At 48.3% G+C, this 14,261-nt stretch carries 13 protein-coding genes; 6 read left to right on the forward strand and 7 right to left on the reverse strand.

What is annotated here, in order from left to right; translation table 11 throughout:
- Positions 1-81 precede the first annotated feature (81 nt).
- Together IEY13_RS02785 and IEY13_RS02790 are read left to right on the forward strand one after the other, a co-directional pair.
- Entirely contained in the window at positions 82-915 is an 834-nt protein-coding gene (locus tag IEY13_RS02785; protein WP_188950436.1) for an OmpA/MotB family protein, read from the forward strand.
- A gap of 196 nt (positions 916-1,111) precedes the next feature.
- Complete coding sequence (locus IEY13_RS02790; protein ID WP_188950437.1) at positions 1,112-1,780, forward strand: hypothetical protein; 669 nt, start codon at positions 1,112-1,114, stop codon at positions 1,778-1,780.
- A gap of 76 nt (positions 1,781-1,856) precedes the next feature.
- On the opposite strand, the gene aat is transcribed toward IEY13_RS02790, so the two are convergent.
- The 4 genes from aat to IEY13_RS02810 all read right to left on the reverse strand — a co-directional run bounded on the left by aat (position 1,857) and on the right by IEY13_RS02810 (position 5,788).
- Positions 1,857-2,504, reverse strand: coding sequence for a leucyl/phenylalanyl-tRNA--protein transferase (gene aat / locus IEY13_RS02795; RefSeq protein ID WP_188950438.1), 648 nt, complete (start codon positions 2,502-2,504; stop codon positions 1,857-1,859).
- A 12-nt stretch (positions 2,505-2,516) separates the two neighbouring features.
- Positions 2,517-2,834 carry an ATP-dependent Clp protease adaptor ClpS gene (locus IEY13_RS02800; protein ID WP_188950439.1) on the reverse strand — a complete coding sequence of 106 codons (318 nt, stop codon included), beginning with the start codon at positions 2,832-2,834 and terminating at the stop codon, positions 2,517-2,519.
- Positions 2,835-2,920: 86 nt separating this feature from the next.
- A complete protein-coding gene (locus IEY13_RS02805; RefSeq protein ID WP_188950440.1) occupies positions 2,921-4,024 on the reverse strand; it encodes an alkaline phosphatase family protein in 1,104 nt (367 codons plus the stop codon).
- Between the two features lie 195 nt (positions 4,025-4,219).
- Positions 4,220-5,788, reverse strand: coding sequence for a PepSY-associated TM helix domain-containing protein (locus IEY13_RS02810; RefSeq protein ID WP_229687688.1), 1,569 nt, complete (start codon positions 5,786-5,788; stop codon positions 4,220-4,222).
- 70 nt (positions 5,789-5,858) lie between these two features.
- On the opposite strand from IEY13_RS02810, the gene IEY13_RS02815 reads away from it, so the two are divergent.
- The 3 genes from IEY13_RS02815 (at position 5,859) to IEY13_RS02825 (ending at position 8,415) form a co-directional block, all read left to right on the forward strand.
- Positions 5,859-7,196, forward strand: coding sequence for a leucine-rich repeat-containing protein kinase family protein (locus IEY13_RS02815; RefSeq protein ID WP_188950441.1), 1,338 nt, complete (start codon positions 5,859-5,861; stop codon positions 7,194-7,196).
- Between the two features lie 112 nt (positions 7,197-7,308).
- Positions 7,309-7,722, forward strand: a complete 414-nt coding sequence (locus IEY13_RS02820; protein ID WP_188950442.1) for an OsmC family protein — start codon at positions 7,309-7,311, stop codon at positions 7,720-7,722.
- Positions 7,723-7,821: 99 nt separating this feature from the next.
- Positions 7,822-8,415, forward strand: a complete 594-nt coding sequence (locus tag IEY13_RS02825; RefSeq protein WP_229687689.1) for an FMN-dependent NADH-azoreductase — start codon at positions 7,822-7,824, stop codon at positions 8,413-8,415.
- Positions 8,416-8,425: 10 nt separating this feature from the next.
- Here the strand turns inward: IEY13_RS02825 and IEY13_RS02830 are convergent, their stop codons facing one another.
- Both IEY13_RS02830 and IEY13_RS02835 read right to left on the reverse strand, forming a co-directional pair.
- Complete coding sequence (locus IEY13_RS02830; protein WP_188950443.1) at positions 8,426-8,827, reverse strand: winged helix-turn-helix transcriptional regulator; 402 nt, start codon at positions 8,825-8,827, stop codon at positions 8,426-8,428.
- 419 nt (positions 8,828-9,246) lie between these two features.
- Complete coding sequence (locus IEY13_RS02835) at positions 9,247-10,947, reverse strand: M1 family metallopeptidase (protein ID WP_188950444.1); 1,701 nt, start codon at positions 10,945-10,947, stop codon at positions 9,247-9,249.
- Between the two features lie 203 nt (positions 10,948-11,150).
- Between IEY13_RS02835 and IEY13_RS02840 the strand changes: the two genes are divergently transcribed.
- Positions 11,151-11,591, forward strand: coding sequence for a hypothetical protein (locus tag IEY13_RS02840; RefSeq protein WP_188950445.1), 441 nt, complete (start codon positions 11,151-11,153; stop codon positions 11,589-11,591).
- A gap of 295 nt (positions 11,592-11,886) precedes the next feature.
- Here the strand turns inward: IEY13_RS02840 and IEY13_RS02845 are convergent, their stop codons facing one another.
- Positions 11,887-14,199 carry a T9SS type A sorting domain-containing protein gene (locus IEY13_RS02845; RefSeq protein ID WP_188950446.1) on the reverse strand — a complete coding sequence of 771 codons (2,313 nt, stop codon included), beginning with the start codon at positions 14,197-14,199 and terminating at the stop codon, positions 11,887-11,889.
- Positions 14,200-14,261: the final 62 nt, after the last annotated feature.

Consider the following 14,261-nt stretch of genomic DNA (forward strand, 5'->3'; position numbering starts at 1 on the left):
GTAACCAAACACCGGCAGGCAGGTACAATTCCGGCACGCTAATGGATGGTTACGGACCTTTTTAAAACAGATAATATCCCCATGAGAAGCAAAGTATTCACATTCGTATCTGCCACCCTGGCTGCGGCTGCTTTCTTTAGCAGCTGTGTTCCGAAAAGGAAGCTGGTAGACTCTGAAATTGCAGTTCGTTTGTTAAAGAGCGACAGTGCTTTAAAAGCCAACCAGATAAGCCAGCTGCAAAGCGAACTGGATGCGGCCAGAGGCACCAATAACTCGCTTAACAGCCAGAACAGCAATCTGAAAAACAAACTGGATGCAGCCAATTCTGATGCTGCCAGCAAGCAGAATCAGCTACAGTTAAGCAAACAGCAGATTGAAGAACAGCAACGCAGACTGGCCCAGTTACAGGCACTGATAGATCAGCAGAAAGAAGCCAGCGCCGCATTGCGTAAAAAAATGGCGGAAGCGCTGGGTGGTTTTAACTCCAACGAGCTTACCATTTCCACTAAAAACGGAAAGGTGTATGTGAGTCTGCAGGAAAACCTGTTATTCCCTTCCGGTAGCGCCAAAGTGAATGAGAAAGGTAAAACTGCACTGGCCAAACTGGCGGGAGTGCTGAATGTAAACCCGGATATTTCTGTAAACATTGAAGGGCATACCGATTCTATACCTATCAGAGGCAGGTTTGAAGACAACTGGGCGTTGAGTACCGCACGTGCCACCTCTATTGTAAGAATACTGGTGAACGATTATAAGGTAGATGCTACCCGTGTAATAGCATCGGGCCATAGCCAGTACGACCCGGTATTGCCCAACGAAACGCCGGAAGGACGGGCTAAGAACCGCCGTACCGAGATTATATTAACACCCAGGCTGAACGAGCTGTACCGCCTGATAGAAGGTGCGGGGCAGTAGAGAGTTGGGAGTTGATAGTTTGAAGTTGGGAGTTTTGCCTTTCGACTTTTGAATTTTGGGTTTTAGAATAGATGTGATAAACAATTGTATATAAAAGGCCTGTGCGTTGCTGCACAGGCCTTTGTGTTTGCGGTATGGTATAGTTTTGGATACTTCCGCATTATATAACCGAACACTCACAACAAACACCGCTACTATGACATCTGAAACTTTACAACGCCTGGAGCAAAACACCGAAGTAAAGAAACACTACGCTTCAGCCGGCGCCCTGGGCAAAAACAAGCTGGCTGCTATACCCCTTGTGCTGGCGGTATTCAGCGCATTTGGTGCTTATTTTTTCTATGATATATCTAAAAATGATGCGGCTTATAGCTCATATCTGTATGTAGCTATAGGAGTTTTTGTTGCCTGTGTTATTGCCTTTATAGTTATGCAAAAAGCTGCCTATAAAAAAACACTGGAAACGCTGGATGAGGTGCCTGCCTGTGTAGCCAAGGTAATTACCGGCAATAGCGAAGCGCAGCTGTATTATGGTATTTACACCACCGGCCGCAGAAGGCACGATATTGATTTTATTGAAGGCATTGCCTGGAAAATAGCCAATGTGGAAGAAGAAACGGATAACCGGATAAAAACAAAAATCCGTAACATGTTTGCTCCTAAACTGGAATCAGCAGGTGGCGGCACGCCATTGCCACTGCCGGAAGAGTTTACCGATGGAGAAAAAGTATTTCAACGCCAGTTCCGATTTGGTGAAGTAAAGAAAGCTACACGCGACGCCCTGGAACTGAATGATGGCCGCTTTGCGGTACTGGCGTTTAATAACAAAGGAGTGCTGGTGGAAAATGAACACGTAGAGGGTTGATAGTTTTCAATTGGGAGTTTGAAGTTAATAGTTAAGGATTTTCAACTCCCAACTCTCAATTCCCAACTTCAAACTACTAACTTATCAAAGCGTCCAGTGCCTCTATAAACGCTGACCGTGGTATCATTCCCGCACCCAGGCTTTCCAGGTGTGGGGTGTATACCTGGCAATCTATCAGCTGCACTTCTTCCTTTATCAGTTGTTGTACATAACTGATAAAGGCGTATTTGCTGGCATTGCTTACCAGGCTGAACATGCTTTCGCCAAAGAACACCTTACCCAGGCGTATGCCGTATAAGCCGCCTACCAGCTTATCACCCAGCCAGGCTTCGGCACTGTGGGCAAATCCTCTTTCGTGCAGGTGTATGTATGAGCTTTCTACATCATCGGTAATCCAGGTGCCTAACTGATCTTCTCTTTTTACTGTTTTACAGTGGCGTATTACCTGTGGAAACGCCTGGTTAATGGTAAAGCGGAATGCCTGCCGTTTCAGCAGCACTTTCATGCTCTTGCTTATATTCAGCTGTTGGGGTAACAAAACAAAGCGGGGATCGGGGCACCACCATAACGGCACATCGCCTTCATACCATGGAAAAATACCCCTGCGGTAGGCCAGTAGTATTCTTTCTTCACTCAGGTCGCCGCCAACAGCCATCAGGCCATCATCCATGGCGTCTTCCACCGGTGGAAACCATAAATTTTCATCTAAAACATGTAAAGGCATTGCTTAAAAGTATCATTTATCTGCCACAGTTTCAACTGTAGCACCGATGCCTCTTTCGGTGATGGCATCGCACATAGGTTTTAGCGTATCGTAATCGCCATTTTTAACAGCGTACTTACCTTTAAAGTGAATCATAAGCGCGCATTGTTCAGCCTGTTCTTCGCTATGGCCACATACATCTACCAGGGTTTCAATTACCCAGTCAAATGTATTCACCTCATCGTTCCATACAATCAGCGACCAGGGCTGCTGCACATCTGTGAGCACATCCACATCGTGCTCTTCCTCTGGCTTAACGGCTGCGTATATGTGTATGTGGGGGGTATTCATAGGCCAAAATTATCGCATTCTACTGCAAAACAAAAACGCATGACCGAAAAATTACCTCCCTCAACAGGAGGTAATGCCACTAACTGTTAGTTTCCGGCCAGGCCTGCTGTATCCTCACCAGCATCCAGATTAACCGGTTTAGTAGCAGCATGGCGCGTGGTAAATGGTATACCAGCCAGCTGTGCAATAGTGGCTGCGATCTGATTTTGCCAGATGCGCTGGTTTGTTTTCATTTCACCGGTTGCGGGTACACCTGCACCTAACATAGCCAGCCAGATGCTGCCCGAGCCTTTGGCCCAGAAACCATGTGTTTTCCACGTGCTGCTTTTGCTGCCACGGCCATGATCGGTGGTGATGATGAAAGTGGTGTTGTTTTTATAGAAAGGATCGGTTTGTACCTGATACCACAAAGTAGCTATCATATGATCTACCTCATTGGCCTTTTGTAAATAAAGATCGTACTCGCCATGATGGGCATGTTCATCCGTTTCGCCCAGGCTTAAAAACAGCACTTTGGGGTGATGCTGTGTAATGTATTCGCGGGCGCTGGCATACGTAAGTAAATCGTACCGGGTATTGTGTTTATGTGCTACCTGATTCTGCACCTGATTAATAAGGGCGTTGGTGGAGTCTGCACTTTCATCCAGCATTTCATAACCGGCGTTCACAGGTATGCCACTGCGTTCTTCGTTCAGTATATACGGCATAATATTCCAGGAGCTGAACGCTACTACCTTGCCTTTATAAGCTTCCTGTTTGTTAAGGTATTCCAGTACGTTTACGTTGGGATTGTCTACCGGGCTGTTGGGAATGAAACGGGGATCGGCATACCCGGTAAAAATTTCGTTGTAACCGGGATAAGATATTTTGTAGAAATTTCTCACATTCACCTCATTCTCCCAGGCGCGGTTACCATATAGCTGCCCCTGCTTTGCAAGTACATTCCACAAAAAGGGCATCAGCTTTTCTCTGCGGGCTTCCGGGGTAGCAGCCCAATACATGTGGCGGGCCAGTGTGGTATCCTGTACATACGCACTGTTGTGTAGTAAGGCAGAGTCTGCTCCGTTAAATATCTCCTGCCAGCGGAATCCATCAGTGGTGATAATGAAGATGTTGCGACCTTTGTCGGGTTGTTGCGCCATGGCGCTGATGCCAATAACAAGCGAAAGAATGTGCATTAAGTGTTTCATAGCCGGTGGTTTTACAAAGCAACACCGCAAACATCACCTGTGCATGAACAAATCATGAACTTAGTGTTATTCTGATGGCGGGTAGCTGTGTTGGTGTTACAAAAGACGGGCCATGGGGTGTGAGGATAGGGGCAAATAAAAAGAGGCTCTATCACCTGTTAATGACACAGCCTCTCTTCTAAAGTAAACCTGTTATCAGAATATATTCCAGCCGGTATTCATGAGCAGAAAATACACCGGTAAAAATGCCAGTGCAAAAGCCAGCGACCAGGCAAAGTAACGGCTGATGCTGCGGCTGCTTTTTTTGAAGATGGACAGCAGCAGTTGTATTACCATACACAACAAGGCCGCTGCAAAATTCAGTACTACCAGCGTGGTGGTAAAGGCTACAGAAAATATTGCGGGCTGTAACGGCCTGCCGGAGATAACGCCGTATAAAGCGCCCATTACCAGACTGGTAAGTAAAAACCAGCCTGCGTATACCAACCCTTTCTTTAGCTGAAGACCAAAGTAGGGGAAGGCTTTAACCACCGGAGCATCCGGAACGTTTTTGCGTTGTACGGGTTGCTCTTCACCTTCTGCTGTAACAGTAATATTTTCTTTACGGCTTTTCTGTTTTTTCCAGCGTGGGTACCAGATGATAAAGCCTGTGATAAACAGGGCTAATGGTATAAGTCCGCCCGCCAGGGCCAGTATTCTGGTGGGTAAGCCTCCAAAGCTGCCATAGTGAATAGGATTGAGCCAGCTGAGGTAAGCGGCGGCTACAGGGGGAAAATCGCGGCGGCTGTTGAGCAGCACTTTACCGCTGTATTGATCCAGTATCAGCATTTCCCGTTTTCCTTCTGCCGGAACACCTTTGTCGCGGATATCGAGGCGAAAGTTGCCGGTAGAGTCTGCCGGGAAGGCTATGCCCGCTATTTCGCTGCCGGGTAGCTCGCGCTGGTTAATGGTGTGTAGCTGTTGCAATGGAATTACTACCGCACCGGCGTGGTATTGCGATTTGGCACCCAGCAGTTTGGCAGCACCTTGCGGGGGCAGGCCGCTAAGGGAAAACAGCATGGGGATGATTACAATAGAAAACGTCATACAAAAGCCGGTAAGCGCTATCAACGTTACTACCGGGGCAGAGTAAAAGCCCAGCACATTGTGCCAGTCATAATTCTGCCGTTTAAAAGAGGCTTTGAAGTTAACAGTGAGCACCTGTTTCAGTTGCTTCCACTTTTTAGGTATCCACAAGCGCAGGCCTGTTATAGTGAGTATCAGTAATATAAGCGCGCTGATGCCTACAATGTATCTGCCGGCTACAGGTACCAGCAGACTGGTGTGAATATCGGTAACTACATGAATAAAGCTGCTTTCATACAAACGCTTACCGGTTACTTTTCCGGTATAGGGGTTCATAAAAAACTGCTCTTCCTTTTTAAAGTTGTAAAAGATGTAGGGCTCGGCAGGGCTTTTACCGGGCATGGTTACATAGTTAAAATCGTATGCAGGATATTGCTTTTTTACCAGCGGCATTACTTCCTCTATAGGCATACGACGCTGCTCTGCCATTACCTTAAACAGGCTGGGGTTAAGCGCCTGGTCAATTTCATCTCTGAAAACCAGAATACTACCGGTAACACCCACCACGGCAATAATAAAACCGGCAATAATACCCAGGTACACATGCCATTTGCCAAACCAGCGTTGCTGGTGACGCGCCCAGCCTTTTTTGTAAGTAGTAGCCATAATAAACCGGAAGGGTTGGTTTTTGCTGCGCAAAATCTGCTTTTAGCGGTGATATCATTTATGGATTCGGGAAATACTCTGCAAGTATTCCTAAATTGCCGCCATGCACAACTTGCAACAACTGCGTGCCGGCGAACTTACCGGTACTAAAAGACTGAAACTGGCCTGTGGCCTTACTGAATTTCCTGCTGAAATACTGCAGCTGGCAGATACGCTGGAGATACTGGATTTATCCGGCAACCAGCTATCAGCCTTACCGGCTGAATTTGCACAACTGAAGCAACTGAAAATATTCTTCTGTTCCGATAATGCGTTTACCGTGTTTCCGGAGGTATTGGCGCAGCTGCCATTGCTGGAGATGGTGGGCTTTAAATCGAACCGCATTGCGGAGCTGGCGGGAAGTGCATTGCCTGCGCAGCTACGCTGGCTGATATTGACCAATAACCGGCTGGAAGTGTTACCAGATGCTATTGGCAATTGCTACCGGCTACAAAAGTGTATGCTGGCGGGTAACCGTTTAAAAACATTGCCGGATAGTCTGGCGCAGTGCCGCAATCTGGGGCTGCTGCGTATATCTGCCAATGCGCTGGAGGTATTGCCCGATTGGCTGTTTACGATGCCTCGTTTGTCGTGGCTGGCTTTTGCGGGTAACCCCTGTTGTTTTAAACCAGAACTTACAGAGCAGCCCGCTTTTATACCCTGGGGGCAGCTGGAGGTAAGCCATCAGCTGGGCGAAGGCGCATCGGGGTTTGTAAGTACCGGCCGGTGGAAGGCACCGGAGGCAGTGCAGCCGGAAGCAGTTGCGGTAAAAGTGTTTAAAGGAGAAGTTACGAGCGATGGATTACCGGAGGAGGAAATGAATGCCTGTATGGCGGCAGGCGCGCATCCGCATCTGGTGCATGTACTGGGGCAGATTGCCGGCCACCCCGAAGCAAAAAAAGGGCTGGTATTACATCTGATACCTTCTGTATATAAAAACCTGGGCGGCCCGCCGGACTTTACCACCTGCACCCGCGATACCTATGCGGCGGATACTGTTTTTACCCTGGAGCAGGTATTGGCCGTAGCAAAAGCCATGGCATCTGTAGGGGCTCACTTACATAGCCGGGGTATTATGCATGGCGATTTGTATGCGCATAACATTCTTACCGATGAAGCAGGTGGTGTGCTGCTGGTGGACTATGGTGCTGCCAGTATGTACGACCGTAACAGCGCCCATGCAGCTGCCGTTGAAAGGATAGAGGTGAGCGCGTATGGCTGTTTGCTGGATGATATGCTGGTGCGTGTGAATGCAGAACCGGCTTATAACGAAGTAATACAGGCTTTAACGCAGCTACAGGAAAACTGCATGCAGGAGCAGGTGTTACAGCGCCCCTCGTTTAACGCCGTGGTAGCACAGCTGGCGGTAATTACCGGTGGACTGATTACGGGCGTAGAATAGCCGCTTTACAATAAAATGTATAAATCTTTCGCGTATCCATACATTGATGGCGGGGTGGATGGCTGTTAATTTTGTGCGGTAACATTACCAGATATCCTAAAAGAACAGAACCATGAAACGTCATGCAACCGCCGTATGGACAGGCTCCGGCAAAGAAGGCAACGGACATTTAACCACGCAGAGTACCGTACTGCAAAACACGCAATACTCCTTTAACAGCCGCTTTGCGGAAGGTGTGGGTACCAATCCGGAAGAACTGATTGCAGCGGCACATGCCGGCTGTTTTACCATGAAGCTGAGTTTTTCGCTGGGTGAGGCGGGATTTGTACCGCAGCAACTGCGTACAACTTCTTATATCAACTTTGAAAACGGCGCTATTGCAGGTTCGCACCTGGTGCTTACGGCTACTGTGCCTGGTATTACACAGGAAGCATTTGACGCCTGTGTACAGGATGCGGAAAAGAATTGCCCGGTAAGTAAAGTGCTGAACACGGCTATTACCGTAGAAGCCACCTTAGAACCATAGATTTTTGGCTGAGAGGCCTGGGTTATAATGCCCCTGTTACTCTTTAACGGGGGCTTTTTTTGTACCATTGTTTTATCTCATTCCAATAAACCAATCATCATGAATATCCTGCACATTATTTCCAGCCCCCGTGGCGAGGCTTCTAACAGTATTAAACTTGGTAACGCTATTATCAGCAAATTGCAACAGCAGTATCCTGATGCGAAGGTGGTAGTAAAAGACCTTACCCACAATCCTTTTCCCCACCTGGAAGAAGTGCACCTGAATGCATTTTTTACACCGGCAGAAAACCATACGGAGGAGCATAAGGCAGCCATCCGCCATTCAAACGAAGCTATACAGCAGATAGTGGAGGCAGATATACTGGTAATAGGCGCGCCTATGTATAACTTTGGCATCTCCTCTGTGCTGAAGGCATGGATAGATCATATTGCCCGCGCTGGTGTTACTTTCCGTTACACCGCCAATGGCCCCGAAGGCTTACTGAAAAACAAGAAAGCTTATATAGCAGTAGCTACAGGTGGCGTATACGAGGGCGACCTGCGTTCCATTGATTTTGTAACACCCTACCTGAAGCACGTGCTGGGCTTTATAGGCATTACAGATGTGGTGTTTAATAAGGCAGAAGGCTTTGCCATGAGCGCCTTACAGGCTACCGCACTGGAAAAAGGCATCAGCAATATTGTATTGTAAATATAACCTGTTACGGCTGATGCGGGGTAACTGCATCAGCCGTTTGCTCTGTTTCTGCTGCTGTGTGCTGTATACACCATTGAGCCAGTGCTTCGGCCACGGGTAGCAGGGTGCGGCCATAATCTGTAATAGCATATTCCACAGCCAATGGGCGGGTACTGGTGATAGTGCGGGTAATCATACCAGCGGCTTCCAGATCGCGCAGTTCTTTGGTAAGTACTTTGGCGGAGATGCCGTGTACGGAGCGTACTATCTTTTTGAAGTTATTGGTTTGAAAGTGATGTACGCCCAGATAGCGCAATAAAATCAGCTTCCACTTACTGCCTACCAGTTCCATTCCCCGGCGCATAGCGGGTAACTCCTCCTGGTAACGTATCATTTGTATGGTTTCTTCTGCGGTAATATCCGTCATGTCTATAAGTGTAACACCGCAAATATAGCAAGGGTTAAATAATGTATTAAACAAGTTAATTCTCAGGTAGGTATACGGTTGGGGTGTATCTACTTTTAAGGGAAGGACGCTTGTAATGAGAAAACTACTGCCGCTACTTCAGACCGCCATGTGAAGTAAAATAATGTATTTGTTCTCAATTGTACATAAGCCGGGCTGGACATCATTTGCATAGGGTAGATTCTTTGTGCCTGAAGGTTCATAAATAGTTTTCCCCCTGGGGTAATAAAAAACGCTGCTTACGGCAGTTGGTGCTGTATAGCAGCGTTTCTGATATATAGTGCAACAGCATAAGGCTGTATATAAACTTTGTTTTCAGCTATAAATCTCGCAGTTAGTTCAATAATCCGCCAGCTGTATCTACAGCTGGCTTTTGTATGTTATGGCTGCGGTGTTTGCTGGTTTACTTCTACATAGTACATAAAACGGATAGCATCTGCTGCCAGCAGCTGCTCCTGTGCTTTGGTTACAGCAGTGTTTTGCCAGGTGGTGGATGGCAGCAAACGGATATGCGCTGCATTGTTTTGTAAAGCGATGGGCAGGTTAAAGCCCTTTATACAGTTGCTGTACCGGTAATACACACGGCCATTTTTCAGATAATAATCCAGCCTGGGTATTTGTGTGGTGGTAAGGTACTGCTTAAATACCGGCATATAGTTGTAACCTGTTGCCTTGCATATATAGGCTTCTACCTGCGCAGCATCTACGGTTTTGTGGTAAAAGGTTTTGTTGAGGCCGCGCAGTATGTGCCGGAAAAGACTGTCGTTATTCAGGCTGTGGCGTATGGAATGTATCATGTTACCGCCTTTGGGGTACATATCGCCACTGCCCTGGGCGTTAACGTTGTAAGCAGGCGTAATGGGGCTATCGTTACGTATGCCTTTGCGTATACCGTAGTTGTATTCGTTGCCGGCTTTTATGCCCCAGTGATATTCAGTAAACAGGGTTTCGCTGTAGTTGGTAAAACCTTCATGCACCCACATATCGGCCAGATCGTTGGTGGTAATGTTGTTGCCAAACCATTCGTGGCCGCTTTCGTGGATAATGATGAAGTCGAACTTAAGGCCCCAGCCATAGCCGGATGCGTCTTTACCACGGTAACCAAAGCGGTAACCGTTGCCGTACGAAACAGCGCTCTGGTGTTCCATGCCGGTGTGTGAGCAATCTATCAGCTGGTAACCATCTTCATAAAAGGGGTAGGGGCCAAACCAATGCTCCATACTTTTCAGCATCAGGTGTACCTGCTCCGGCATGTAGGTACGCGCTTTAGGCAGGTTGTAATCGAGCACCCGGTAATTCACATCCAGCGGTCCTTTTTCGCCGGGGTATACTTCTGAAAAGTTTACGTATTTGCCTATGTAGGGAATGATACAGTAGTTGCTGATGGGGCTGTTTACATTGTACCGCCAGGTAGTGGTGCCGTTGTTGTTGGGATGCTTGTTTACCAGCCGGCCGTTGCCAATGGCTATGAGGGTATCGGCTACCGTCATGGTAAGCGAAGCGCCCTGATCAGGTTCATCGCTCTGATGGTCTTTATTAGGGTACCAGATGCTGGCACCGAGGCCCTGGCAGGCTACCGTCATCCAGGGCCTGCCCAGCGAGTCTTTGCCAAAGATAAAACCACCGTCCCACGGGGCGCGTATAGCTTCATGCACTTTGCCGTGGTAGTAAATAAGTACGCTGTTGTTGGCTCCTTTCTGCTGCTGTGGTACGGTGATATGCCATACGCTGGCATAGCGTTGAAAGGCCAGTTTGCGGTTGCCATTGTATAGCACGCTGTCTATTTCCAGTGGTTGGGCCAGATCTATCTGCATGCGGGTGCTGCCATTGTTAGCACGCATTACCCGGTATTTGATTTCGTTAGAGCCGCTGATGGTTTTGGCATTGTAATCCGGCGTAACAGCTACCTCATAGCGTTGTACATTCCACCAGGTACGTTCGGGCGTGAGCGTGCCACGGAGGGTGTCGGCCCGGGTAAAGGCAGGGGCTGTTTCCGGCTGTTGCGCGGAACTGCGGGCGGGTAGTAGGGCAGATAGCAGAAGAACGGCCACTGCTGTGGTATAGCGCGTAATACTGTGCATAGTGCTGGTTTGTGAATGGGCTAAGTTGCTGTTTGTTGATACAATATAGTCACCATTTCTTAACCGGATGCAACTGTTATTTAACCGGGTGGGAATGGGCGAAGGGGGAAGGCTGAATACGTGCATAGTTTTGCTGTATAAAGCGTACATTGGGTGTAGAAGGTTACAGCAGTGGGCAACTTTTATTTATATTATTCAAGCTTATGAAGAAATTGGTCTTTTGCATAACGGTTATGATGGTATTTGTGGCGGCGTACGGGCAGGAGGACAATGGTAACAGAGAGGAAAGGGGGGCCCGGAGAAAGGAGTGCCGGGAGATAAGGCAAGTATTCAGGAATAAGGAAGGTAGAAAGCAGTATAAACGCTATGCAGGTGTTATTCTGAGAGACGGTGATTATACTTTTAGCTATGGAAAGGAGTCTATAGTGGTGTACGGCCTAAAGGAAGATTTAACGGAGCTTTTTACGTCAGGCATCCTGCACCCTTATATTGGTTATGATAAACCTGAGCCTGCTACAGACACGCTGAGGCTACAGGGGAACGTGGCGTTGCCTCTTGTAAAATTTCATTTTACTAAAATGGACAATGTGAAGGAATTGAATTGTGGCAGAAAGTCTTATAAGGTGAGACGGTTCTCCTTCTGATTGTATCAGGAAAGATTAGTGAATCCAACGGAGTATTATTTTGAACTCACCAATAAGAAGGCAAATAGCAAAACCTCTCTTACCGATTTTGTGAAAGGTGCACAACTTACCTGCTATATTATACATACGATTATTATTTAATCCTGCTGAATGCACTGCCGCAGTGTGGTGATATCCGGCTTGTGGGTGGCGGCAAAAATACCCTTACAGGATGATTGGTGTCAGGGATAGGCAGCCCAACAGAAACGCCCCTCATTTTTTGGATGAGGGGCGTTTTTTGCTTGTTAAACTGCTGCTACATCACTACCAGTTTCTGGGTGCTTTGCTGCTGCTTGTTTTTGATTTTTATCATGTACAGGCCTTTTTGTAAAGGACGGGTATTGATGGTGGCATTGGTGCCGGTGGTTGCCTGTTGCAATACCGGGCGGCCATCGGAAGAGAACAGGGTAATAGTAGTGGTTTCTTTCAGATCGTTTCTGAATTTCACCTTTACGTTGGTACCGGCAGCGGCTGGGTTGGGGAATACATCGAAGGCAGTGCCTGCGGGTTGTTTCACCTCTTCCACGCGGGTGGCGGGTATGTTGTGGTTACAGTACTGCGACCAGTCAATGCCTGCTTCGCCTGCGGTTACAGAGCCGTCTGTTCTTGCGGCGGCCAGGGTGGCGGAGTTGTACCATTTCTTGTTTACATCAGCCGTGTCGGTTACACCGGTTACCAGGCGTAAACGGTAGTCGAACTTGGTTTTGCGGGTGTTGTCGTTTACATACACATAATCGGTGTTGGTAATAACAGCTATTACCACGCCGTTGGCCGGAGGGGAAGTAAGGTTTAAGGTACAGGCACCGGTGCTTACCCACTGGCTGTATACAGGTACACCTGTGGTGGTGCGGTAAGCCAGCTGGCAGGTCATGTTATTGCCGATAGGCTCAAAGTTTACGGTTACGGTGCTGCCGGTTACTTTCAGCGGTATCTGGTTGCCGCCAGACCAGCCTGGTAAGGTAAGTGTATCGGGCTTTAACAGGCCGGCGGTGTTGGTGGTTTTAACATATGGAGTGGCTATCCACGGAGCGGGGTTTAACCAGCTGGGCTGCCATTCTGCACCTATGGACTGACCAAAGTGGTTGTTCAACAGGGTAAGGATTGCGCCGTTCCATTTACCAAAATCAACCAGTGCCTGTTTGGCCCGGTACTCGGTAATCAGTCTGCGGGTTTGCGCAGCGCCAATGCCAGAGGCTATGCCTTCCAGTACACGGCCGGCTGCATTGCGCCATATCCAGGGTACGGAACCATCGCCCAGGGCGTTGCCGAGGAAAGTGGGGAAGGAACTGCTGTACTGGTGACCACCGAGGTAGGTTTTCCAGGTACATATCTGCTGCGATCCGTTGAACATGTTTACACCTTCGGCAGAAGGGCCGCCAAAGCTGCCATCCTGTAACCAGCCGGAGTAACATTCAATAGGCATAAACGGCGCAATAAAGTCAGTACCATTTAAGTCGCCCAGCGAGCTGAAGTTATTGGTGCGTCTGGCATCGGCGGTCTGCTGTAACCATACGTTACCACCTTCATGAAACCAGGCTGATTGTTTTACGCCAGGCAGATCGGCCAGTACCGCGTGAATGCCCTCGTGCGTCATAGCGCCCTGCTGAAATACTCTGTCGCTATAGGTACATGCAGGATCGAAGCTGTAAATAGGATAGTACGAAGCCAGTACCATAGGCCATGAGGTGCCGTTATAGTTGATAGCACTTTGCCAGCCACCCAGTGCAGTGTTGGAAGCGTTATCGGTACACAGACCAGAGCCGTACAGGTATACGGAGCTTTTATAACCGCTGCGTGCGCGCAGATCGGGAGGCCAGCCCATACTGTCCCGGAAATAAGCAAAGTCGGTATTGAGGCGGGCCAGCAACGGTGTAATAGCTGCACTGGTAACCAACGCGTTTTTGTTGGGGCCCCAACGGAATGTCCACCAGTTGGAGGATTGTGTACCTACCACCTGCGGACAATCGTTAAGTATATTGGCAGGTGTGTTAAGGCTGGGATACTCTGTTTTAAAGTTGTAGCTGATATTGGGTGAATAAGCGGGCCAGGTATAAGCATTGCCGTTACCGCCACCACCGGTAGTAGTGCTGCTTAACACACGCCACTCCAGCATACCGGTGCTTTGTGTGGTATTGCGCATGGTAACACGCAGGCGGCTCATACTTACAGAGCTTACGCTGAGTGTATTAAAGGCATTTTTTACCAGGGGGATATTGCCGATATTTACCCAGGCGCTGCCGTTCCAGTATTCGGCATAGGCAGTGGTGGGGGTAAGTACACCACCGGCATCATCGAACCAATATACAGAAATGGAGGTAACTACATAGGCCTGGCCCCAATCGTACTGTACCCATTGCAGGGAGTTGGGATTGTTCCAGTTACCGTACGCGCCGTTGGATTTGTCGTTAGAGTTGGCAGGCGTATAGCCATCATTTAAAGCCGCGATGGTTTCCCACGGTGAAACGTATGAGGTAGTAGCGGTTGCCAGCGGGGCTACGTTGGTTTGTGCAACGGCCTGGCAACAACATAGTACAAGCAGTGATGTTACGAATGAGTATAGCTTTTTCATTTATAAGGTTTTTTTTCTGGCGTATTTTACGCAGCAGCGGGAGTGGCTGAATGAGGCAGGGG

Source organism: Filimonas zeae, assembly GCF_014641615.1.
Classification (GTDB): Bacteria; Bacteroidota; Bacteroidia; order Chitinophagales; family Chitinophagaceae; genus Filimonas; species Filimonas zeae.

Bases quoted from the DNA above. Each gene is read 5' to 3' on its own strand.
- IEY13_RS02805 (WP_188950440.1), bottom strand. From the start codon at position 4,024: ATGAAACACTTAATGCACATTCTTTCGCTTGTTATTGGCATCAGCGCC.
- IEY13_RS02820 (WP_188950442.1), top strand. From the start codon at position 7,309: ATGAAACGTCATGCAACCGCCGTATGGACAGGCTCCGGCAAAGAAGGC.
- IEY13_RS02840 (WP_188950445.1), top strand. From the start codon at position 11,151: ATGAAGAAATTGGTCTTTTGCATAACGGTTATGATGGTATTTGTGGCG.
- IEY13_RS02845 (WP_188950446.1), bottom strand. From the start codon at position 14,199: ATGAAAAAGCTATACTCATTCGTAACATCACTGCTTGTACTATGTTGT.
- IEY13_RS02825 (WP_229687689.1), top strand. From the start codon at position 7,822: ATGAATATCCTGCACATTATTTCCAGCCCCCGTGGCGAGGCTTCTAAC.
- IEY13_RS02815 (WP_188950441.1), top strand. From the start codon at position 5,859: ATGCACAACTTGCAACAACTGCGTGCCGGCGAACTTACCGGTACTAAA.
- IEY13_RS02785 (WP_188950436.1), top strand. From the start codon at position 82: ATGAGAAGCAAAGTATTCACATTCGTATCTGCCACCCTGGCTGCGGCT.
- IEY13_RS02790 (WP_188950437.1), top strand. From the start codon at position 1,112: ATGACATCTGAAACTTTACAACGCCTGGAGCAAAACACCGAAGTAAAG.
- IEY13_RS02800 (WP_188950439.1), bottom strand. From the start codon at position 2,834: ATGAATACCCCCCACATACACATATACGCAGCCGTTAAGCCAGAGGAA.
- IEY13_RS02835 (WP_188950444.1), bottom strand. From the start codon at position 10,947: ATGCACAGTATTACGCGCTATACCACAGCAGTGGCCGTTCTTCTGCTA.
- IEY13_RS02830 (WP_188950443.1), bottom strand. From the start codon at position 8,827: ATGACGGATATTACCGCAGAAGAAACCATACAAATGATACGTTACCAG.
- aat (WP_188950438.1), bottom strand. From the start codon at position 2,504: ATGCCTTTACATGTTTTAGATGAAAATTTATGGTTTCCACCGGTGGAA.